Raw genomic sequence first — 21,866 nt, forward strand, 5'->3', positions numbered from 1 at the left:
CCTTTGTGGCCGGGGATCCCCCTTTCGTGCGACGGAACCGCCCGCTACGAATGCGTGCGCAGCAGCGTCCGCATGGTCCGCATGGCCACCGACAGGTTGGCCAGGTCGAACGTGTCCGAACCCTGGATCTCCTCCAGCGTCGTGCGCGCCCGGCCCAGGATCGCCGCGTTCTTCTCCTGCCACGCCTCGAAGCGCTGCTCCGGCGTCGAGGTGCCGTTGCCGGCGGCGAGGACGTCCGCGGTCAGGGCCGCGTGGGCCGCGTACAGGTCCTCACGGATGGAGGCGCGGGCCATGGACTGCCAGCGGTCGGCACGGGGCAGCTCGATGATGCGGTCCATGAGCTGGGTGATGTGCAGACGGTCGGCGAGGTCGTAGTAGACGTCGGCGACGTCCAGCGGCTCCTTGCCCATGCGGTCGGCGACCGAGACCACGTCGAGGGCCGGGAAGGCGGAGGAGAACCCGGCCACCCGCGTGGCCAGCTCGTCCGGGACGCCCGCGCCCACCAGCTCGTCGTAGACGTGCTGGTACCACTCCAGGTCGGCGCCGCGCAGCAGCTTCGGCAGCTGCTGCCACACCTGCTCGACCCGCTCGGAGAAGAACTCGACCGTCTCGGCGAGCTGGAGCGGCTGCGGCCGGTTGTTGAGCAGCCAGCGGGTGCCGCGCTCCACCAGACGGCGCGAGTGCAGTCGGATCCGGGTCTGGACGACGGCCTCGACCTTGTTGTCGAGTTCCTCGACCGCGTCCCACACCGGCGCCGAACGGAAGATCGCGCGGGCCGCGGTCTGCGCGCGCACGATCTCCTCCAGCGAGGCGCCGGTCTCCTCGCGCAGCCGGTGCAGATAGGTGGTGCCACCGGTGTTGACCGTGTCGTTGACCAGCACGGTCGTGGTGATCTCACGACGCAGCGGGTGGCTGTCGACGAACTCGGCGAACTGCTCGCGCAGCGCCGTCGGGAAGTACGCGTGCAGCAGGCCGCGCAGGTACGGGTCGTCGGGCAGCGAGGTGTGCAGCAGCTCCTCGGCGACCGTGATCTTCGTGTACGCCAGCAGGACGGCCGTCTCCGGGCTGGTCAGGCCCTGGCCGGTGTTGAGGCGCTCGCGGATCTGGCGGTCGGTGGGCAGGAACTCCAGGGCCCGGTCGAGGTGGCCCTCGCGCACCAGGTGGCGCAGGAAGCGCTGCTGCGCGTGCAGCATGTCCTTGGACTGGGCGAGGGCGTTGGCGATCGCCGTGTTCTGCGCGTAGTTGTTGCGCAGGACCAGGGCGCCGACCTCGTCGGTCATCTCGGCCAGCAGCTTGTTGCGCTGCTTGACGGTCATGTCGCCCTCCGCGACCAGACCGTTGAGCAGGATCTTGATGTTCACCTCGTGGTCGGAGGTGTCCACGCCGGCGCTGTTGTCGATGGCGTCGGTGTTGATCCGGCCGCCCTGGAGCGCGAACTCGATCCGGCCGAGCTGGGTCAGACCCAGGTTGCCGCCCTCGCCGACGACCTTGACCCGCAGGTCGCGGCCGTCGACGCGGATGGCGTCGTTGCCCTTGTCGCCGACGTCCGCCTGGCTCTCGGTGGACGCCTTGACGTACGTACCGATGCCGCCGTTCCACAGCAGGTCCACCGGGGACTGGAGGATCGCCTTCATCAGGTCGGCGGGGGTCAGCTTGGCGACCTTGGCCTCGATGCCGAGCGCCTCGCGGATGTGGGCGTTGACCGGGATGGACTTCGCCGTGCGCGGGAAGACACCGCCGCCCGCGGAGATCAGCTCGTTGTCGTAGTCGGCCCAGGAGCTGCGCGGCAGTTCGAACAGCCGGCGGCGCTCGGCGTAGGAGGTGGCCGCGTCCGGGTTCGGGTCGATGAAGATGTGCCGGTGGTCGAAGGCGGCGACCAGGCGGATGTGCTCGCTCAGCAGCATGCCGTTGCCGAACACGTCACCGGACATGTCACCGATGCCGACGACCGTGAAGTCCTCGACCTGGGTGTTCACGCCCAGCTCCCGGAAGTGCCGTTTCACCGACTCCCAGGCGCCGCGGGCGGTGATGCCCATGGCCTTGTGGTCGTAGCCGGCCGAGCCGCCGGAGGCGAAGGCGTCGCCGAGCCAGAAGTCGTACGACTGCGCGACCTCGTTGGCGATGTCCGAGAACGTCGCCGTGCCCTTGTCGGCCGCGACCACCAGGTAGGTGTCGTCCTCGTCGTGCCGCACGACGTCCGCCGGGTGCACGACCTCGCCGGCCACCATGTTGTCGGTGATGTCCAGCAGCGCCGAGATGAACGTCCGGTAGCTGGCGATGCCCTCGGCCAGCCACGCGTCCCGGTCGACGGCCGGGTCCGGCAGCTGCTTGGCGACGAAGCCGCCCTTGGCGCCGACGGGCACGATGACCGTGTTCTTGACCATCTGCGCCTTGACCAGGCCCAGGATCTCGGTCCGGAAGTCCTCGCGCCGGTCGGACCAGCGCAGACCACCGCGCGCGACCTTGCCGAAGCGCAGGTGCACACCCTCCACCCGCGGCGAGTACACCCAGATCTCGAACGCCGGACGCGGCGCCGGAAGGTCGGGGATCGCCTGCGGGTCGAACTTCATGGAGACGTAGGCGTGCGGCACGCCCGGCTCGGCCTCCTGGAAGAAGTTCGTGCGCAGGGTCGCCTTGATCACGGTGAGGAAGGACCGCAGGATCCGGTCCTCGTCGAGGGAGGCCACCTGGTCGAGGGCGGCGTCGAGCTCCTCCAGGAGGGCGTCGACGATCTCCAGGCCGGCGCTCTGGCGCTCCGGCGCCATCCGCGCCTCGAAGAGGGAGACCAGCAGACGGGTGGTGTGGACGTTGTTGCGGAGGGTGTCCTCCATGTAGTCCTGGCTGAAGGTCGAGCCCGCCTGGCGCAGGTACTTGGCGTACGCCCGCAGCACCGTCGCCTGCCGCCAGCTCAGTCCGGCGCTCAGCACGAGGGCGTTGAAGCCGTCGTTCTCCGCCTTGCCGGTCCAGGTGGCCTCGAACGCCTGCTGGAAGCGCTCACGGCCGTCCTCGCCCAGGTAGTCGCCGTTGCCCCCGCCCAGCGACTTGGGGATCCGCAGACCGAAGTCGTAGATCCAGGAGCTCTTGCGGTCCGAGCAGCGCAGTTCGTACGGCCGCTCGTCGATCACCTCGACGCCCAGCCGGTTGAGGACCGGCAGCACCGCGGAGAGGGAGATCGCGGCGCCCTTGCGGTAGATCTTGAAGCGGCGCTCGCCGGGTCCCGCGCCCACCGGCTCGTACAGGCTGAGCGAGAAGTCGTTGCCCTCCTCCTCGCTGAGCCGCTCCAGGTGGACGAGGTCGGAGACCGCGGCGCGCGCGGTGTGGTCGGCCTTGTACCCCTCGGGGAAGGCGCTGCCGTAGCGGCGCAGCAGCTCGGCGGCCCGCTCCTCGCCGCACTCGGCGTTCATCGCCTCGGCGAACCCGTCGGCCCAGGACCGCGCGGCCTCCACCAGGCGGGCCTCGATGCGGTCCTTGTCGGAGTCGCTGAGCTGCGGCAGCTCGGTGCCCTGCGGGACGCGCACGACGAAGTGCAGCCGGGACAGGATCGACTCGGTGTTCCAGGCGGTGAAGTCGACGCTGATGCCGCCGAGCTCCTCCTTCAGGATGTCGATGATCCGCAGCCGGACACCGGTGGTGTAACGGTCGCGGGGCAGGTAGACGAGCGCGGAGTAGTAGCGCCCGTACTCGTCCTGGCGCAGGTAGAGCCGCAGCCGGCGGCGCTCCTGGAGGTACAGCACGGACGTGACGATGGACTGGAGCTCGTCGACCGGCGTCTGGAACAGCTCGTCGCGCGGGTAGGTCTCCAGGATCTGGAGCAGGTCGCGTCCGTCGTGGCTGTCGGGCGAGAACCCGGCGCGCTGGAGGACCTCCTCGACCTTGCGCCGGATGACCGGCACGCGCGTGACGGACTCGGTGTAGGCGGCGGAGGAGAACAGGCCCAGGAAGCGCCGCTCGCCGACGACGTTGCCGTCCGCGTCGAACTTCTTCACGCCCACGTAGTCGAGGTACGACGGCCGGTGCACGGTGGAGCGGCTGTTGGCCTTGGTCAGCACGAGGAGCTTGTGCTCACGGGCCTTGACGCGGGCGTCGGCGGGCAGCCGCTCGAAGGAGGGGCTCACCGGGTGGCCCTCGTCCTCGGAGTGGTGCGGGTCGGACCGCAGGATGCCCAGGCCCGTGCCCGGGACGGCGGCGAGGGAATCGTCGCCGCGCAGCTGGTACTCGCGGTAGCCGAGGAAGGTGAAGTGGTCGGCGGCCAGCCAGCGCAGCAGCTCGCGGGCCTCCTGGACCTCGGGCCGGGCCATGTCGGCGGGCACGGGCTCGTCCGCGATCCCGTCGGCGACCCGGGCGGCGGTGTCCCGCATCTTCTCCCAGTCCTCGACGGCCTCGCGGACGTCGGAGAGCACCCGCAGCAGATCGGCGGTGATCTGCTTCAGGTCGGCGCGGTCGGTCTCGCGGTCGATCTCGACGTGGATCCAGGACTCGGTGTGCGCGTCGTGCGGCATCGAGCCGACGGGCGGCTCGGTGAGCACCTCGACGAGCTTGCCGGTGACGTCACGGCGGACGACGACCTGCGGGTGGATGACGACGTGGATACCACGCCCCTGACGGGTGAGCTCGTTGGTCACCGAGTCCACGAGGAAGGGCATGTCGTCGGTGACGACCTCGACGACGGAGTGGCTGGACGTCCAGCCGTTCTCCTCGACGGTCGGGGTCTGCACCCGCACGTTGGCGGTGCCCTGCGGGCGGTTCTCCGCCAGGCGGTAGTGGGAGAAGGCTGCGCCGAAGACGTCGACCGGGTCGCGGCCGGAGAGGTCCTCGGGGGCGGTGTGCAGGTAGTAGCGCTGGAGGAACGCGAGCACGGAGTCCCGGTCCGGGGCCCCCTGGCTCGTCGTCCCAGTCGGTAGGTGCCCCCCGACCGGGCTGTTCTCAGCGACCCGGGCGGCCCTCTCGAGCAGCTCGGCCTTGGCTTCGTCCAGCTTGGTCTGCATTGTCCTCTGGCTCCTGTCGCGCGCCGTTGCGTGACGTAGAAGGAAGTACGGTCTCGCGCCTTCCGGTGCAGCGCCACGACGCGGGGTCTCCGGTCGGTTCCGACGCTATGCCGCAAGGTGAGATGAGCGGGGGTTTATCAGCCATGTTCGACACCCGCACGTGGTGTGACGCTGCTCTCTGCCGCGTCCCGCCCGGTGATGTGTACGGCGTCCTGGGAGCCCTCGAAGCCCCGTCCCGCCCGCGAGGACCAGCGACCGCCGCCCGGTCACGGATGTGGTCCGTGCGTCCCGGGCGCAGGGCAGAGGCAACGGTGCCTCCGCGAACTATCGCGCTGATCACGCCACTAAGGCTATCGCCCCTCACGGGGGGCCCGTCATGAGCCGTATGTGTACAAAACAGGGGCCGGAACTTTGACACTCTGCACAGGGGCGAAGGAGACCACGCCATGCAGTGGGCCATATACGCCCGGGCGTCTCACCCCGCCCGGGCATCTTCACCCCGCCTGGCATCTCACCCCCGCCCGGCCATCTTCGCCCCGCCCTGGCGTCTTCAGCCCGCCCTGGCATCTTCAGCCCGTCCGGCGTTTGAGGACGAGGCCGTCCAGGCCGATGGGGGTGCAGGGGCGAAGCCCCGCCGGGGGCGGGGGAGGCGGAGCCCCGCCCGGGGTTCGGGGGCGGCGCCCCGGGTTGGGAAGGGCAAGGGCGGCGGGGGTGAGAAAAGTCGACGCCGCCCCCGGCTTCACGCACCCTGAAATCGACCGCACCTCTTGGCAACCCCGCCCGCACCCGGCACGTTGCCCAGGACAGCCCACGCCCGCCCGAGGGGAGCCGCCCGACATGCCCGCGAAAATCCTCGTCCTGACCGGCGACGCAGCAGAGTCCCTGGAGGTCCTCTACCCCTACCAGCGCCTGCGCGAGGAAGGTTACGAAGTCCACGTCGCGGCCCCCACCCGCAAGACCCTCCGCTTCGTCGTCCACGACTTCGAACCTGGCTTCGACACCTACACCGAGAAGCCCGGCTACACCTGGCCCGCGGACCTCGCCTTCTCCGAGGTGGACCCGGGCGAGTACGTCGCCGTCGTCATCCCCGGCGGCCGGGCCCCCGAGTACCTGCGCAACGATCCCGAGCTGCGCAAGATCCTGAAGTCGTTCTTCGACACGGACAAGCCCGTCGCCCAGATCTGCCACGGCCCCCTGCTCACCGCGGCGACCGACAGCCTGCGCGGCCGCCGCGTCACGGCGTACCCGGCACTGGAACCGGACATGCAGACCGCCGGCGCCACCTTCCAGGACAGCGAGGTCGTGGTCGACGGCACCCTGGTCTCCGCGCGGGCCTGGCCGGACCACTCCGCCTGGATGCGCGAGTTCCTGAAGGTGCTGCGCGCGAAGGCGCCGGTCACCTGACCCAGGCCCCGCTCCCCGGCGCGGCGCCCCCGGAGCGCCGCGCCGCCCGCCCGGCCCGCGGGTCCGCGCGGACCCGCGGCGGCCCCGGAGCGGTCACGGCTCAGGCCGCGAGCCGCTGGGCCTCCTCGACCGCCTCCTCCAGCGTGTCCACGACCGGCACGCCCACCTGTTCCAGACTGGCCCGGCCGTGCGACCCCCCGGTGTACAGCACCGCCCGCGCCCCCGCGTGCAGCGCCGCCACCGCGTCGTCGGCCGCGTCCCCGATCACGACCGTGCGGGCGGGATCCACCCCGGCGAGCGCGCCGAGGTGGCGCACCATGTGGGTGGCCTTGCTGCCCCCGGACGGGCCGGTCCGCCCGTCGACGCGTACGAAGTGCGACTCGATGCCGAAGCCCCGTACCAGCGGGACGAGCTCGTCGTGCACGTACATGCTCAGGATCGACTGGCTGCGCCCCGCCGACCGCCACCCCGCGAGCAGTTCGACCGCCCCCGTCGTCAGTCCGCAGGCCGCCCGGTGCTCGGCGTAGTACCGGTGGAAGATCTCGTCCATGACCTCCCACTCGGCGTCGGTCGGCAGCCGTCCTATCAGCCGCTCGTAGAACTTCGGCACCGGCACGCAGTACAGCGCCCGGTACCGCTCCAGGGTGATCGGTTCGAGCCCCAGCTCCAGGAACGCCGCGTTCGTCGCCCCGATGATCGCCTCGTTGTCGTGGAAGAGCGTGCCGTTCCAGTCCCAGACGATGTGTGCAGCTTTGTGCTTCCCCATGGGAAAAAGCTACCCGCGGCCACTGACATCCGAGAGACCGCGGGGTGGCCTCAGCCGCCGAGTCCGACCAGGTTCTGGATCTCCTGGGTGGCGAACCACAGCAGTTCGTGGTCCTCGGCCCCGTCCACGACGAACTGCGCGTCGTCGTCCCCGCCGTCCGCCGCGGGCAGCGCCTGCGCCGCGGCCGCCACGTCCGCCTCCGCGTCCTGCGCGTCGACGTGCACCGAGGCCACCTTGGCCAGCGCCACGACGCCGGCGACCCGCACCTCGCCGAGCGCGGCCGGGTCGAGCCCCCGGTCCGGGTCGACGGACGCGATGCCGTCGGGCACGTCGACGGCGACCACGGTGCGCCGCCGCGCCGCGCCGGGGTCCACGGCCAGGAGACGCAGCGACGCCAGCGCGGCCCGGCTCAGCGCCGCGTACTCCAGTTCCTCGATGTCGTCGGAGAGGTACCACTCGCGCAGTCCGGGCGTGACGGCGTACGCGACGAGCGGCTCCGCCCCCAGCTCACCCGTCTTGTACGCCTCGGCGAGACCGGAGAGGGTCAGAGGGACGTAGACGCGCATGGGCTGGCCGCTTTCGTGGTCGGGGCTCGGGTGACCTGGGGGAGGCCGGACGGCGCACCTCCCGGAGGGCCTTCAGGATACGTGCGGGAGTCCCCTTTCGGGTCCCTGCCCACCCTCCTGGAAACGTCCACCCGGCGCCCCGGAACTCACCCGGCACACCCCCGGAGATACGGGCCGCGCATCCCCCTCGGTCACGCTGATAGGTGAATCTTCCGCGCCCCTCGTCCCGGGCGACGGCTTCCTTGCTCTTGCGGTCCACGACCCCGTACAAGATCCCCAAGCGCAAGTTACCCGCCGGTACAACCCGGGTCGGACCCATCGGCCGGGCCGGGAGCCGCCGGCCCCATGGAACGGGGACGCACATGAACAAGGTGATGACCAGGACCCGCCGCCACACCGGCAGCCGCCCGCCGGTCCGTCACGACACCCGCCGCCCCGGTACCGGCCCCACCCGCACCGCGCCAGGCACGGGCCCGACCCGCACCCCCGCGGCCACCGCCCCGGCACCCACGTCCACGCCCACATCGGCGTCCCGAGCCCTGCCCGTCACGGTCGACACGTCCGTCACGTCCCCGGCACCGACCGTCCCCGCCGGGCCGCCCCACCGGCAGGTCCCGCAGCCCCGCCCCACCGATGTCTTCGCCGAGCGCCTCCTCGCGGTGCTGAGCGGGCTGCACCCGGTCCACCGCATGTTGCGGCACACCGTCGGCCGGGCCTACGACGAACTGGCCTGGCTCGCCGAGCACGGTCCCCTGCGCGGCACCCGGGGCAGCCGCCCCGTGGTCCGCGACATCGGCTACTACGTACCGCGCCCGGGCGCCGTCGAGGCCTTCGCCCGCATCGGCGCCGGCGACCGGCTGCGGGCCATGGCCTTCCGGCTGGAGCTGGGCGCCGACCGGCGCTGGCGCTGCGCGGCGGTGGAACTGGGCGGCCCCCGCAGGCCCCGGACGGACGACTGCTGAACCCGACGACGCCCCGGCCGGACGCACCCACGCCGACGAACCGGGCGCGCTCGTGCCGAAGGGCCGGGCACCCCGAGGATGCCCGGCCCTTCACCACTCACCGCTCACGCTCGCCCCGCCCGCGGGGCACGCGTCACTTCTTGCGACGGCCGATACGACGACCCTGCTTGCGGCGCTCGGCACGCGTGAGGCCGTCGGCCTCCGAGCGCACCGGCTCGTCGTCCTCGGCGAAGTCGCCCTCGACGATGCCGCCCTCGCCGTCCACGGTGGGCGCCGAGAAGTGCAGCCGGTCCCGGCGCTGCGGGGCCTCCAGGCCCTTGGCACGGATCTCGGGACGCGCGCCGGCCTGGGCCGGGACCACGTCCTGGGGCTCCTTCGTCAGCGACGGCTGGACGTCCTCGACCGGGACCTCCTCGACCTGCTGCTCGACCTGGACCTCCAGGTTGAACAGGTAGCCGACGGACTCCTCCTTGATGCCCTCCATCATCGCGGTGAACATGTCGAAGCCCTCGCGCTGGTACTCGACCAGGGGGTCCTTCTGCGCCATCGCGCGCAGGCCGATGCCCTCCTGGAGGTAGTCCATCTCGTAGAGGTGCTCGCGCCACTTGCGGTCGAGGACCGACAGCACGACCCGGCGCTCCAGCTCACGCATGATCTCGGAGCCGAGCTGCGCCTCGCGCGCCTCGTACTGCTCGTTGATGTCGTCCTTGATGGACTCGGAGATGAACTCGGCGGTCAGACCGGCACGGTCACCGGCCGCGTCCTCCAGCTCCTCGACGGTGACCTTCACCGGGTAGAGCTGCTTGAATGCGCCCCACAGCCGGTCGAGGTCCCAGTCCTCCGGGAAGCCCTCGGCGGTCTCCGCGGCGATGTAGGCGTCGATGGTGTCGCTCATGAAGTGCTGCACCTGCTCCTGGAGGTCCTCGCCCTCCAGGACCCGGCGCCGCTCGCCGTAGATGACCTCGCGCTGACGGTTGAGGACCTCGTCGTACTTCAGGACGTTCTTGCGGGTCTCGAAGTTCTGCTGCTCGACCTGCGACTGGGCCGACGCGATCGCGCGCGTGACCATCTTGTTCTCGATCGGCACGTCGTCGGGCACGTTCGCCATCGACATCACGCGCTCGACCATCTGGGCCTTGAACAGCCGCATCAGGTCGTCACCGAGGGAGAGGTAGAAACGGGACTCGCCCGGGTCGCCCTGTCGGCCGGAACGACCGCGCAGCTGGTTGTCGATACGGCGCGACTCGTGCCGCTCGGTGCCGAGGACGTAGAGGCCGCCGAGCTCCTCGACCTCCTCCTTCTCGGCCCGGACCGCCTGCTCGGCGCGCTCCAGGGCGGCGGGCAGGGCCGCGGCCCACTCCTCGATGTGCTCCTCGGGGTCGAGGCCGCGCTGACGCAGCTCCGCCTCGGCGAGGTCCTCGGGGTTGCCGCCGAGCTTGATGTCGGTACCACGGCCGGCCATGTTGGTGGCGACCGTCACGGCGCCCCGGCGGCCGGCCTGGGCGACGATCGTCGCCTCACGGTCGTGCTGCTTGGCGTTGAGCACCTCGTGCTGGATGCCGCGCTTGCTGAGCTGCTGCGAGAGGTACTCGGACTTCTCGACCGAGGTGGTGCCGACCAGGATCGGCTGGCCCTTCTCGTGCTTCTCGGCGATGTCGTCGACCACCGCGTCGAACTTGGCGACCTCGGTGCGGTAGATCAGGTCCGACTGGTCCTTGCGCAGCATCGGCTTGTTCGTCGGGATCGGGACCACGCCGAGCTTGTAGATCTGGTGGAACTCGGCGGCCTCGGTCATCGCCGTACCGGTCATGCCGGAGAGCTTGCTGTAGAGGCGGAAGAAGTTCTGCAGGGTGACCGTGGCGAGCGTCTGGTTCTCGTCCTTGATCGGCACCCCTTCCTTCGCCTCGATCGCCTGGTGCATGCCCTCGTTGTAGCGGCGGCCGGCGAGGATACGGCCGGTGTGCTCGTCGACGATCATGACTTCGCCGTCGATGACGACGTAGTCCTTGTCCTTCTTGAAGAGTTCCTTGGCCTTGATGGCGTTGTTCAGGTAACCGACGAGCGGGGTGTTCACCGACTCGTACAGGTTGTCGATACCCAGCCAGTCCTCGACCTTGGACACACCGGGCTCGTGGATGGCGACGGTGCGCTTCTTCTCGTCGACGTCGTAGTCGCCGGTCTCCTCCAGGCCCTTCAGCGGGTTGCCCGCCTCGCCCTTCTTCAGGCGCGTGACCAGCTTGGCGAAGTCGCCGTACCACTTGGTGGCCTGGTCGGCCGGGCCGGAGATGATCAGCGGCGTACGGGCCTCGTCGACCAGGATGGAGTCGACCTCGTCGACGATCGCGAAGTTGTGACCGCGCTGGACCAGTTCGTCCTGCGACCACGCCATGTTGTCGCGCAGGTAGTCGAAGCCGAACTCGTTGTTCGTGCCGTAGGTGATGTCGCACGCGTACTGCTCGCGACGCTGGGCCGGCGTCATGTTGGACAGGATGCAGCCGACTTCCAGGCCCAGGAACTTGTGGACGCGCCCCATCATCTCGGAGTCGCGCTCGGCCAGGTAGTCGTTGACCGTGATGAGGTGGACGCCGTCTCCGGAGAGGGCGTTCAGATAGGCCGGCAGCGTGCCGACCAGGGTCTTGCCCTCACCGGTCTTCATCTCGGCGACATAGCCGAGGTGCAGGGCGGCACCGCCCATCAGCTGGACGTCGTAGTGCCGCTGGCCGAGGACGCGCTTGGCGGCCTCGCGCACCGTGGCGAAGGCCTCGGGCAGCAGGTCGTCCAGGCTCTCACCGTCGGTGTAGCGCTGCTTGTACTCATCGGTGAGGGCCCGCAGCTCGGCGTCGGAGAGGTCGACGAAGTCCTCTTCGATGGAGTTGACCTGGTCCGCGATGCGGTGCAGCTTTCGCAGGATCTTGCCTTCGCCTGCACGCATGATCTTCGAGAGGACGGACACGGGGGTTGGTCTCCTTGCCGGTCGGGCCTGGGACGGTCGGTTTCCATTTGACTTGCTGAGCAACGGCCATCGTATGCGAGGACCCCACCACCCCGGGAGGCCTGCCGCCACCACGACGGACGTCTTCAATGGGCACAACGGACGGAGCGCTCGGATGGTGCCGTGTCCGGCCGCCGAATTGCACGAAATGTGATCGGCGGCTCACGTGGCGCAAAGAGATGGCGCCCATCGGCCGGACGCGCGCAGAATCGGCCGATGGAACCCGTCACGCTCACCACCGGCCGTCTGGTCCTGCGCCCCGTCGGCCCGGACGACACCGACGCCGTGTACGGCGCCGCCCAGGATCCCGACATCCAGCGCTGGACCACGATCCCCTCCCCCTACCTTCCCGAGCACGCCCAGGGCTTCACGCACCAGATGGTCCCGGACGGCTGGGCCGACGGCTCGATGTTCACCTTCGGAGTCTTCCTCCCCACGGGGGACCTGGTGGGCATGCTCGCGCTCACCATGCGCTCCCTGGGGATGGCGGAGATCGGCTTCTGGGCCACGAAGGAGCACCGCGGCAACGGCTACACCACCGAGGCCGCCCTCGCCGCCGCCCGCTGGGCCTTCACCCGGCTCGCGGTCGACCGCGTGGAGTGGCGCGCCGAGGTCGGCAACCACGCCTCCCGCGCGGTGGCGGAGAACACCGGCTTCACCGTCGAGGGCACGCTGCGCTCCGCGATCAACAACAAGGGCGTACGACGGGACTGCTGGGTGGGCTCCCTGCTGCCGTCGGACCTGGGACTGCCGTCGACGGCCCCGTACCTGCCCGCCCCCGCGCGCCGCGCCTAGGGCCTTTCGTTTGGATCAGGCCGGCCATGGCTGACGTGACTGCTCGGCGGACCCGAGCGGGATCCGGCACGCCCGTCTGCCACCCGCGGGCCGCACGCCCGCGTGTCGGGGTCCCCGTGCCCACGTGTCGGCGCGCCCGCATGTCGGCGCGCCCGCGGTCCGCGTGCCCGGTGCCGCCCTTGACGTCTCCTTGTCGTCTCCCGCTGTCAGTCCCACCCTCTATCGTGCGGATGTATGACGACCCCGCGCCCCATCACCCTCTCGGCGGACGACGCCCGCCGCATCGCGCTCCGGGCACAGGGCTTCCTCGGCGCCCCCGACCGCCGGGCCGGCGTCCGCGGTGTGCTGCGTCATCTCGGCGCGGTCCAGCTCGACACCATCTCGGTGCTCGCCCGCTCCCACGAACTCATCCCGTACGCGCGCCTGGGCGCCGTGGGCCGCCGGACGGTGGACGACGCCTACTGGACGGACACGCACGCCTTCGAGTACTGGTCGCACGCGGCCTGCATCCTGCCCATCGAGGAGTGGCCGCACTTCGCCTTCCGCCGCCGCGCCTACCGCAACCGCCCGCACTGGAACCACGAGCTGCCCGAGGGCACCTACGACCAGGTCGTCAAGCAGCTGCGCGCCGAGGGCCCGCTCACCGCGACGGAGCTGGGCGGGGCGAAGAAGACCAGCGAGTGGTGGGACTGGTCCGGCACGAAGGTCGCGGTCGAGCGGGCGCTGATGTACGGCGAGGTGGTGTGCGTCGAGCGCCGCGGCTGGAAGCGGGTGTACGACCTGGCCGAGCGGGCGATCCCGGCCGCGCTGCTGCACGACGAGCTGGACGACGCCGAGTGCCTGCGCCGCCTGGTCCGCCTGGCCGGCCAGTCCCTCGGTGTCGGTACGCGCGCGGACATCGCCGACTACCACCGCCTCAAGGGCGAGCAGTTCGACGCGGTGGTCGCGGATTCGGGTCTGGTCCCGGTGACGGTGGAGGGCTGGGGCAAGCCCGCCTGGGCCGACCCGGCGGCGCTGGAGACCGCTCCGCGCGGCCGGCACCGCACCACCCTGCTGTCCCCGTTCGACTCGCTGATCTGGGAGCGGGCACGCACGGAGCGGATCTTCGGCTTCACCCACCGCCTGGAGGCCTACGTCCCCAAGCCCAAGCGCGTGTACGGCTACTTCGCGATGCCGGTCCTCGCCGGGGGCCGTCTCGTCGGCCGGGTGGATCCGGCCCGTGAGGGCCGCACGCTGGTCGCCAAGCAGGTCACCCTGGACGGCCCGAAGGCCGTTCCGGCGGTGGCCGAGGCCCTGGTGGCCGCGGCGGGCTGGGTGGACTGCACGGACGTCCGGGTGGAGCGCGTGGACGCCCCCGAACTGCGCGGTCCCCTCACCGTGGAGCTCGCCCGCGCCCTCGCCTAGGGCCTGGCCCGCCGCCCCCGGCTGTCGCGCCTCGTCCCGTCGCCTCCGGTCCGGCCGTCACCCGCCGTCACCGGCTGCCGTCCGTCATCGGATCTCGAGGATCTTCTCCCGCATCGCGTACACCACCGCCTCCATCCTGGAGTGCAGCTGCAACTTCTCCAGGATGTTGCGCACGTGGTTCTTCACGGTGTTCTCGGAGATGAACAGCTCCTTGGCGATGTCCCGGTTGTTCATCCCGGTGGCGACGAGCTTGAGCACCTCCAGCTCGCGGTCCGTCAGCCGGGGCGCGGGCACCAGCCGGCGCTCGTCCGTGCGCTGGATCATCGACTTGAACTCGGTGAGCAGCTTCGACGCCATGGAGGGGCTGATCTGCGACTGCCCGTCGGCCACCGCGCGGATGGCGGTGGCCACCTCGTCGGTGGAGATCTCCTTGAGCAGATAGCCGGTCGCGCCGGCCTTGATCGCCTCGTAGAGATCCGCTTCCTCGTCACTGATCGTCAGCATGATGATCTTGGCGCTGGGTGCCACCTCCTTGATGGAGGTGCATGCCTCGATCCCCCCGCGCTTCGGCATCCGCACGTCCATCAGGATGATGTCCGGCAGCAGGTCGGCGGCCTTGTCGACGGCCTCGGCCCCGTCGCCCGCCTCGCCCACCACCTGGATGTCCTCCTCGGCGGCGAGCACGATCTCCAGCCCACGGCGGAACAGGGCATGGTCGTCCACGACAAGGACTCTGATCGGCTCCTTGCGTGAAGTGCCTGCGTCCGGGCCCATGCCGACGACGCCTCCCGCATCCCCGTCATGCATCGGTCCGAAGCTGTCCGCCATCGTTCCTCCCCCTGAAGGCTTTGGCCCGTGGTCCTGTGCCATCGCCAACCCAAGGCAACGGCCCACCGGTTGAGCCGCGGCCCCCATGCTTTCATGTCCGGACCTCAACACGGTGACAGAGCGGTGAGCGCTGCGGGCGCACATCGGTGCCCCTGGGGGCGCGAGCGCGCTCCAGGGGCACCGTCTCATCTGTCATCCGTGAAGGTCAGCCACCGAGCGCTCCACCCGCGCCGGGCGAGTGCGCCTGGGTGACCATCGTGTCCGTGCTCAGGTGGATCACACCGTAGTCGTACGCGTGCCTCCGGTAGACGACACTCGGTTCCTTGGTCTCGGAGTCGACGAACAGATAGAAGTCGTGCCCGACCAGTTCCATCTCGTAGAGAGCCTGGTCGAGCGTCATCGGAGCGGCGACGTGTGTCTTCTCGCGGACCACCAGGGGGCCCTCGCCCTGCACTTCCAGTGAACCGATCCGCTTCGTGGGCACGCTGTCCGCGTCTTCCGCCGGGACGGGGTGGCCATTGCCGTTGAGCGTCGCCACTCCCGGGACGTGGTCGGCGACCTCTGCCGCCGTGAGCCTGCGGGCGCCGCGGCGCGTGTTCTTCTTGTCGTGCTGCTTGCGCAGCCGGGCGTCCAGCTTCTCCGCTGCCAGGTCGAGTGCCGCGTACGGATCGTTGGCCGCCGCCTCCGCCCGGATCACCGGACCGCGGGAGCGGAGCGTGATCTCCACCCGGTCGCAGCGGTCCGCCTGTCGGGGGTTGGGCTCCTTGGACACCTCGACGTCGAGGCTGATCACCTTGCCGTCGAGCTTCTGGATCTTGTCCAGGTTCAGCTTCTCGGCCACGTGCTTGCGGAACCGCTCGGGCACCTCGGTCTTGCGGCCCTTGACGACGATGTCCACGCAGAACTCCGTTCCCGGATCGCCCCGCAGCACCGGCGGGGCATCTCCCTTTTGCACCAGGTTCCGGTGAACTCCGGAACCTCGGACTCGGCGACTTCCACCTCCTCCTCCCCCATGGGCAAGATCTACACCCCCGATGCCGTCGCCGATAGCGCAAAACCACGGCACGGCATTCGGATATGCGAGGGGTGGCCTGCGGCTTTCCCTCACAACCGAACATATCTCGCCCGGACGGATGTCGTCACCCTCTAACGCGACATACCTCCGTTCAGGTGAATTGACCGGCTCATTACCTGCAACGACGCAAGTCCACGGTCAGTTCCGGTTTATTTCAAAAGAATCCGCTGGTGCCGCGATCACGGCTGCACAGAGCAGGGCTCGCCACTCGCCGTCGTGCGTCCATGACTCTCCGGACCGAGCCGGCTGCCGCCTCCCTTCGCTCGTCCCGTCCGTTCGTTCCTCTCTGCCTTCCCGACCTGCTCGCGGATACACGGGAGTCGCCCCCATGAACCCTCGTTCGTCCGTATCCGGCCACCGGTACGCCCCCGCCCGCGCCGCCTCCGCCCGCACGGTCCACCCGGCCCGCACGGCCCGCGCCGCCTCGGCGAGGGAGGCGCCGGTGGTCATCAGGTCGTCGACGAGCACGACCGGCCCCTCGTCCAGCAACCGCCCCGCGCCGGGCACCACCGTCAGCGCGCCCGCGAGATTCGCCAGCCGCTGCCGGGAGTCGAGTCCCGCCTGGTCGGCCACGATCCGCCGCTGCCGCAGCACGGCGAGCACCCGGGCCGGGGTTCCGGTGCGGCGCAGCTCACCGGCGGCCGCGAGGGCGATCCGCCGCGCCGGGTCATGTCCCCGCGCCCGCACCGCGTGTCGCCCGGACGGCACGGGAACGAGCAGCACCGGCGCCTCGGCCCCCGCCGCGACCCGACGGGCTCCGGGCCCGGTACCGGCCCCGCCGGCCCGCGCCCCGGCCGCCGTGAGCCCCGACCGCACGGCTCCCGCCAGAGCCGTGCCGAGCGGCCCCGCGAGCGCCAGCACGCCCCGCTCCTTGTGGGCCAGCAGCACGGCCCGCACCTCGTCCCCGTACCGCGCCGCCGCGTGCACGGCCGGGAGTCCGGGCGGCCGCGGCACCGGCCGCACCCGGCCCGGCGCGGCCCCGTACAGAGCGGCCCGGCACGGCGCGCAGAGCACCGTACGAGGCCGTCCGCAACCACCGCACTCGGCCGGCAGCACCAGATCGGTGAGGTCCCGCCACCACCCCCGCATGTCCACCACTGTGCCCGCACCCGCGCCCCTCGGCCAGGCCTGTGGAAAACACCCTGTGGAAAACTCCGCGCATTGCTCCCGGACAGACACCCCACACATACGCAGGCGCCCCACCCGGCGGCGAAACGACAGGACGGGACGGAAAAGCGGACGGCCGCCTCCGTACCGGGGACACCCCGAACGAAAACGGCCGCCTACTTCAACCTTTTATCCGGAAAGAATCCGGAACCTCTGTCCTCACGCCCGCACCCGGAAACCCGGATACGGCCGACCGGATCACCCGGACCGGATCACCCCGGATAAACCGGAGCCGATCCGTCCTTGACCACCTTCTGCCACTGCGCCCCGGAAGGCAGCCGGACGATCCCGTCCTCCGAGTAGGCCGCCAGGGGCAGCCGCTCGTCCTCGGAGGCGGCGATCTCCTTCACGCCGGTCACGGCGGCGGGCGTCGGCCCCTCCGGCACGGAGCCGTCGACCTCGACGTACCGCATCTGCTGCACGCCCCCCTGCTCGCGCCCGACCACCACGAGCCGACTGTCCCCGGCCCACGCCATGGTCGTGACCTCTTCCAGCTCAGGGGTGGCGGAGCGCAGCTCGAGGACCGACACCACCGGCCGCTCACCGTCCTTCTCGTCCCGCTCGATCCGCCCGATGAGCAAGGACTCCTTGCCGTCCTTCTCCTCCACCACGAGCGCGATACGCACCCCGTCGGCGGCCACCCGTACGTCCCTGATGCGCCCGGTCAGCGCCGGAGCGCGCACCTCCAGCGGTACGCCCGCGCCCTTCTCCAGCAGCAGCAGCCGCGGGGCGGCCGGGTTGCGGTCGGCCACCCACAGGTCACCGCGCGCGTCCCAGCTGGGCGTGGTCAGCCGGTCGGTCTCGGTCTTGCCCGTGCTGCGCAGCACCGGCTCCCCGATCGAACTGCCCGAGACCAGGGAACCGACGTACAGCGCCTTGCCGTCGGAGCTCACTCCGGCCGCCGTGTGCTCGTCCCGCGAGACGGCCGCCGCCCGCAGCTGCTTGTCCTCCTCGCCGAGCGCCCCCGGCACCGGCTCGACCTTCGGCGTGTCGCTGCTGCCGCCCGGGATCCGCACCAGCCGGTGCTTGCCGTCGATGAAGTACAGGTAGTCGGGGTGGCTTGCCGAACCCCGCGCGGCGACGGCCGTGGCCGATTCCTCGTCGAGCGAGCACAGCCGTGCGCCGCCCGCCCGCAGCTCGACCTCGTCCACCGCCGGGGTGAGGTTGTGCAACGTGTACAGGAGCTGGGCCGCCATCTCGTCGCACTGGGCCCGCCCGACCCCGGCGGCCTTGTCGTTCAGCGGCACGGTCAGCTTGTTCTGGTCGTCGGGCGTCAGCGAGGTGACCCCCTTGTCCAGCGCCGTACCGGTGGGGAAGCTCGACCTGACCACCGGCCGCAGCCAGCTGGTGGGGCCCTCGATGAGGGAGCGCACCATCTCCGTGAGCGGGTCCACGCGCTCGCGCACGTAGACCGGATCGGCCACGCCCGTCGGCTGTCCGCTCCCGGCGTCCGCGCTGTTGGAGGCGAAGTAGTACTTGTTGACGGACATGTAGTTGCGCTCGAAGTCCGACTTGCCCATGACGACGCCCTGCGGCAGCCCGTCGATGCGCCACTGCCCGGTCTTCTTGTTCTTCGTCAGGTGCACCGGCTGGCTGTAGCGCCCGGAGGCGGGCGTGTAAGCCTGCTGGGCGTCCACGGCCGCGACCATGGTGCCGGTCAGGGTGAACGAGTAGTCGTCGCCGTCCGCCCGGCCCCCCAACGGGCCGGCCTCGGTGTCCGGGCCGTCCAGCAGCACCATGGTGGACACGTCGGGCCTCCAGGTCTGCCGGGCCTCGCCCGTCAGATACTGGCGGGCCGTCGCGTAGGTCGGATCGTCGCTGGTCAGCGCTTCCAGAAAGCCCTGGACGATCTCCGAGGGCTGCGCGTTCTCCCGCGGCGGCATGGCGAACACCCGCACCTGGATGTCCTGGCGCGGCGTGGACTCCACACCGCGCAGGTCCCCGTCGTCCGGCATCGACGCGCAGCCCCCCAGCAGTACGACCCCACTGGCGGCGTAGGCCACCACCGCGCGCCCCGGCATCCGCCGGGCGCCCCCCTCGCGGTCAGCGCCCACGAAATGCCTCCCCTTGCTCGTCCGCGTCCTGGGACCGGGTGTCCCGGCGGGACACGGCCGCCTCCACTGCGGGCGTGTCGTCCTGTCTCAGCCCGCCCGTACCGGGCCTGGGCACCACGCGCGCGCCGTTGCCGGGCAGCGCGGTCGGGTCCGCCGTGGCGGCCACGCCGGCCGTGCGCGGCCCGAGCGGAGCCCGCGACGACGCCGTGCGCTCACCGGTCGACTGCATCGGCACGGTGGCGGCCTTCTCGGCTCCCCCGCGCGGGAGGCCGGCCTCGTCGAGCCCGCGATTGCGCCGCGAGTCCTTGGGTTCCAGGGGTATCGGCGAACCGCGCAGCGGCTCGTCCGCGGTGCGCGGCAGCGTCAGCCGGAACTGCGAACCGCCGCCCGGCTCGCCCCAGGCCTGCAACCAGCCGCCGTGCAGCCGCGCGTCCTCCAGGGCGATGGAGAGCCCGAGGCCCGTACCACCGGTCGTACGCGCGCGTGCCGGGTCCGCGCGCCAGAAGCGGCTGAAGACGCGGGTGGCCTCGCCGGGCTTGAGCCCGACACCGTAGTCGCGCACCGCGACCGCGACCGCACCGCCCGCCGACGCGAGCTTGACGACCACGTCCCTGCCCTCGCCGTGCTCGACCGCGTTGACGACGAGATTGCGCAGCACGCGCTCCACCCGGCGGGCGTCCGCCTCGGCGACGACGGGCTGCTGGTCGCCGACGACCCGTATCGTCGTGCCCTTGCGCTCGGCCAGCGGTTCGGCACCGCTGACCACGCGCCGCACGACCTCCCGGAGGTCGATCGCCTCGGCCTCCAGCGCCGCCGCGCCCGCGTCGAAGCGGCTGATCTCCAGCAGGTCCGCGAGCAGCGTCTCGAACCGGTCCAGCTGGTCGGCGAGCAGTTCCGCCGACCGCCCGGTGATCGGGTCGAAGTCCGCGCGCGCGTCGTGGATGACGTCCGCGGCCATCCGTACGGTCGTCAGCGGCGTGCGCAGCTCGTGCGACACGTCCGACACGAACCGACGCTGCATCCGCGACAGGTCCTCCAACTGCTGGATCTTCAGCTGGAGGCTCTGCGCCATCTTGTTGAAGGCCTCGCCGAGCCGCGCGATGTCGTCCTCGCCGGTGACCTTCATACGTTCCTGCAGGCGCCCCGCGGACAGCCGCTCGGCGATCCCGGCGGCCATCCGCACCGGCGTGACGACCTGCCGCACCACGAGCCACGCGATGGCCCCGAGCAGTACGACGACGAAGAGGCCCGCGGTCGCCAGGGTGCCCTTGACCAGGCTGAGGGACTTCTCCTCCTGCGTCAGCGGGAACAGGTAGTACAGCTGGTACGGGTCACCGTTGGGGTCGTTGACCTGCTTGCCGATGACCAGGGCCGGCTGGGACTCCGTGTCGTCGTCCTTGTAGACGATGCGGGTGTACTCCTGCGCGGCCGCCGTGCTGCTGTCGATGCGCGCGCGCAGCTCCTCGGGCACGCTCGTCGTCGGGTCGACACCGCCGGAGGCGCGCGGTCCGCGGCCGCCGCCGCTGTCGTCGCCCGCGGGCAGCGTCACCACGTCGAAGGCGCCCTGGCCGCCGCTGGAGAGCGACGACACGAGGTTGCTCATCCACTCGATGACGTTCTGGGACGGCCGGCCGTCCACCGTGGCGACATCGCCGTCGGTACCGGCCGCCGCCTCGTCGGCCTTCTGCTTGGCCACCGCGAATCCGCCGGCGGCCTGGCTCTGGGAGGCCTTCACCTTGGCGTCCAGCAGGCCGTTGCGCACCTGTCCGATGACGACGAAGCCCAGCAGCAGGACGACGCCGAGCGACATCAGCAGCGTCGTGACGACGACCTTGAGCTGGATGTTGCGCCGCCACAGCCGCATGACGGGCAGCAGCGGCCGGCGCACCCAGCGCATGAGCAGGCGCAGCACCGGGCTGCCCTGGACTCCGCCCTGGAGCAGACCGCCCTCCCACAGGCGCCCCCAGCGGGAGCCCATCGTCTTCCGGTCGACAGGCCGCCCGGCTCGGGCCCCGTTCTGCCCGGACGCCGAAGCGGCGCTGTCACCGGTCATGTCAGCTGGGTCCCGCCTTGTAGCCCACACCGCGGACGGTCACCACGATCTCCGGGCGCTCCGGGTCCTTCTCGACCTTGGAGCGCAGTCGCTGCACATGCACGTTGACCAGCCGGGTGTCCGCGGCGTGCCGGTAGCCCCACACCTGCTCCAGCAGGACCTCGCGGGTGAACACCTGCCACGGCTTGCGGGCCAGCGCGACCAGCAGGTCGAACTCCAGCGGCGTCAGCGCGATCGACTGCCCGTCCCGCTTCACGGAGTGCCCGGCGACGTCGATGACCAGGTCGCCGATGGCGAGCTGCTCCGGTGCCGGCTCCTCGGACCTGCGCAGGCGCGCCCGGATGCGGGCGACCAGCTCCTTGGGCTTGAACGGCTTCACGATGTAGTCGTCGGCACCGGACTCCAGGCCCACCACGACATCGACGGTGTCGCTCTTCGCCGTCAGCATCACGATCGGCACCCCGGACTCCGCCCTGATCAGGCGGCACACCTCGATGCCGTCCCGTCCGGGCAGCATCAGGTCCAGGAGCACCAGGTCGGGCTTGCTCTCACGGAAGGCGGCCAGCGCCTTGTCACCGTCGGCTACGAAAGACGGCTCAAAACCTTCACCACGCAGCACAATGCCGAGCATCTCGGCCAGTGCGGTGTCGTCGTCGACGACAAGGACTCGTCCCTTCATAAACGACATCATCCCATTCTCGTAACGGTGAAGGAGGCGCAGGTGAGCAGGGTCACCGACCCGTGACGATAGTCGTACCCGGCCATCACTGTCTGCCCTCGGCCACGGACGTGGGCGTCCCCGTTTTTCACGGACG

Annotated in this window: 14 protein-coding genes; 4 read left to right on the forward strand and 10 right to left on the reverse strand. The window is 70.8% G+C overall.

Translation table 11 applies throughout. The features are described 5' to 3' along the window. Positions 1-44: 44 nt before the first annotated feature. The gene (locus ACZ60B_RS28855; protein WP_469391933.1) at positions 45-4,985 is read right to left on the reverse strand and encodes an NAD-glutamate dehydrogenase; all 4,941 of its coding nucleotides are present in this window, start codon (positions 4,983-4,985) and stop codon (positions 45-47) included. 837 nt (positions 4,986-5,822) lie between these two features. Between ACZ60B_RS28855 and ACZ60B_RS28860 the strand changes: the two genes are divergently transcribed. After that, positions 5,823-6,389: a DJ-1/PfpI family protein gene (locus ACZ60B_RS28860; protein WP_469391935.1), complete on the forward strand. Its 567-nt coding sequence runs from the start codon at positions 5,823-5,825 to the stop codon at positions 6,387-6,389. A 100-nt stretch (positions 6,390-6,489) separates the two neighbouring features. Here ACZ60B_RS28860 and ACZ60B_RS28865 read toward each other — a convergent pair whose 3' ends face one another. Both ACZ60B_RS28865 and ACZ60B_RS28870 read right to left on the reverse strand, forming a co-directional pair. Continuing rightward, the gene (locus ACZ60B_RS28865) at positions 6,490-7,155 is read right to left on the reverse strand and encodes an HAD family hydrolase (protein ID WP_469391938.1); all 666 of its coding nucleotides are present in this window, start codon (positions 7,153-7,155) and stop codon (positions 6,490-6,492) included. Positions 7,156-7,205: 50 nt separating this feature from the next. Next, complete coding sequence (locus ACZ60B_RS28870) at positions 7,206-7,721, reverse strand: DUF6912 family protein (RefSeq protein ID WP_469391940.1); 516 nt, start codon at positions 7,719-7,721, stop codon at positions 7,206-7,208. A gap of 362 nt (positions 7,722-8,083) precedes the next feature. On the opposite strand from ACZ60B_RS28870, the gene ACZ60B_RS28875 reads away from it, so the two are divergent. Further along, complete coding sequence (locus tag ACZ60B_RS28875; RefSeq protein WP_469391942.1) at positions 8,084-8,683, forward strand: Rv3235 family protein; 600 nt, start codon at positions 8,084-8,086, stop codon at positions 8,681-8,683. A 133-nt stretch (positions 8,684-8,816) separates the two neighbouring features. Here the strand turns inward: ACZ60B_RS28875 and secA are convergent, their stop codons facing one another. Next, positions 8,817-11,636, reverse strand: coding sequence for a preprotein translocase subunit SecA (gene secA, locus ACZ60B_RS28880; RefSeq protein WP_469391944.1), 2,820 nt, complete (start codon positions 11,634-11,636; stop codon positions 8,817-8,819). Between the two features lie 255 nt (positions 11,637-11,891). On the opposite strand from secA, the gene ACZ60B_RS28885 reads away from it, so the two are divergent. Then, complete coding sequence (locus tag ACZ60B_RS28885; protein WP_469391946.1) at positions 11,892-12,470, forward strand: GNAT family N-acetyltransferase; 579 nt, start codon at positions 11,892-11,894, stop codon at positions 12,468-12,470. Positions 12,471-12,704: 234 nt separating this feature from the next. Beyond that, positions 12,705-13,874 carry a winged helix-turn-helix domain-containing protein gene (locus ACZ60B_RS28890; protein WP_469391948.1) on the forward strand — a complete coding sequence of 390 codons (1,170 nt, stop codon included), beginning with the start codon at positions 12,705-12,707 and terminating at the stop codon, positions 13,872-13,874. 84 nt (positions 13,875-13,958) lie between these two features. Here the strand turns inward: ACZ60B_RS28890 and ACZ60B_RS28895 are convergent, their stop codons facing one another. The 6 genes from ACZ60B_RS28895 to mtrA all read right to left on the reverse strand — a co-directional run bounded on the left by ACZ60B_RS28895 (position 13,959) and on the right by mtrA (position 21,742). After that, positions 13,959-14,702 (reverse strand): response regulator, encoded by a 744-nt coding sequence (locus ACZ60B_RS28895; RefSeq protein WP_152893678.1) that lies wholly within the window; start codon positions 14,700-14,702, stop codon positions 13,959-13,961. Between the two features lie 205 nt (positions 14,703-14,907). Further along, on the reverse strand, positions 14,908-15,600 hold the full coding sequence (gene hpf, locus ACZ60B_RS28900; protein ID WP_469391950.1) for a ribosome hibernation-promoting factor, HPF/YfiA family: 693 nt from the start codon (positions 15,598-15,600) through the stop codon (positions 14,908-14,910). Between the two features lie 315 nt (positions 15,601-15,915). Next, entirely contained in the window at positions 15,916-16,866 is a 951-nt protein-coding gene (locus tag ACZ60B_RS28905) for a ComF family protein (protein ID WP_469391952.1), read from the reverse strand. Between the two features lie 290 nt (positions 16,867-17,156). Continuing rightward, positions 17,157-18,998, reverse strand: a complete 1,842-nt coding sequence (locus ACZ60B_RS28910) for an LpqB family beta-propeller domain-containing protein (RefSeq protein WP_469391954.1) — start codon at positions 18,996-18,998, stop codon at positions 17,157-17,159. Next, a complete protein-coding gene (mtrB, locus tag ACZ60B_RS28915) occupies positions 18,988-21,051 on the reverse strand; it encodes an MtrAB system histidine kinase MtrB (protein ID WP_469391956.1) in 2,064 nt (687 codons plus the stop codon). The genes ACZ60B_RS28910 and mtrB overlap by 11 nt, the downstream gene beginning before the upstream one ends. Before the next feature lies 1 nt (position 21,052). Next, positions 21,053-21,742, reverse strand: a complete 690-nt coding sequence (mtrA, locus tag ACZ60B_RS28920; protein ID WP_187284748.1) for a two-component system response regulator MtrA — start codon at positions 21,740-21,742, stop codon at positions 21,053-21,055. Between the last annotated feature and the right edge of the window lie 124 nt (positions 21,743-21,866).

The organism is Streptomyces sp. NPDC104096 (assembly GCF_055584385.1).

Coding starts and splice junctions, on each gene's coding strand:
- ACZ60B_RS28855 (WP_469391933.1), bottom strand. CDS start 4,985: ATGCAGACCAAGCTGGACGAAGCCAAGGCCGAGCTGCTCGAGAGGGCC.
- ACZ60B_RS28860 (WP_469391935.1), top strand. CDS start 5,823: ATGCCCGCGAAAATCCTCGTCCTGACCGGCGACGCAGCAGAGTCCCTG.
- ACZ60B_RS28865 (WP_469391938.1), bottom strand. CDS start 7,155: ATGGGGAAGCACAAAGCTGCACACATCGTCTGGGACTGGAACGGCACG.
- ACZ60B_RS28870 (WP_469391940.1), bottom strand. CDS start 7,721: ATGCGCGTCTACGTCCCTCTGACCCTCTCCGGTCTCGCCGAGGCGTAC.
- ACZ60B_RS28875 (WP_469391942.1), top strand. CDS start 8,084: ATGAACAAGGTGATGACCAGGACCCGCCGCCACACCGGCAGCCGCCCG.
- ACZ60B_RS28885 (WP_469391946.1), top strand. CDS start 11,892: ATGGAACCCGTCACGCTCACCACCGGCCGTCTGGTCCTGCGCCCCGTC.
- ACZ60B_RS28890 (WP_469391948.1), top strand. CDS start 12,705: ATGACGACCCCGCGCCCCATCACCCTCTCGGCGGACGACGCCCGCCGC.
- ACZ60B_RS28895 (WP_152893678.1), bottom strand. CDS start 14,702: ATGGCGGACAGCTTCGGACCGATGCATGACGGGGATGCGGGAGGCGTC.
- ACZ60B_RS28905 (WP_469391952.1), bottom strand. CDS start 16,866: ATGCGGGGGTGGTGGCGGGACCTCACCGATCTGGTGCTGCCGGCCGAG.
- mtrB (WP_469391956.1), bottom strand. CDS start 21,051: ATGACCGGTGACAGCGCCGCTTCGGCGTCCGGGCAGAACGGGGCCCGA.
- mtrA (WP_187284748.1), bottom strand. CDS start 21,742: ATGATGTCGTTTATGAAGGGACGAGTCCTTGTCGTCGACGACGACACC.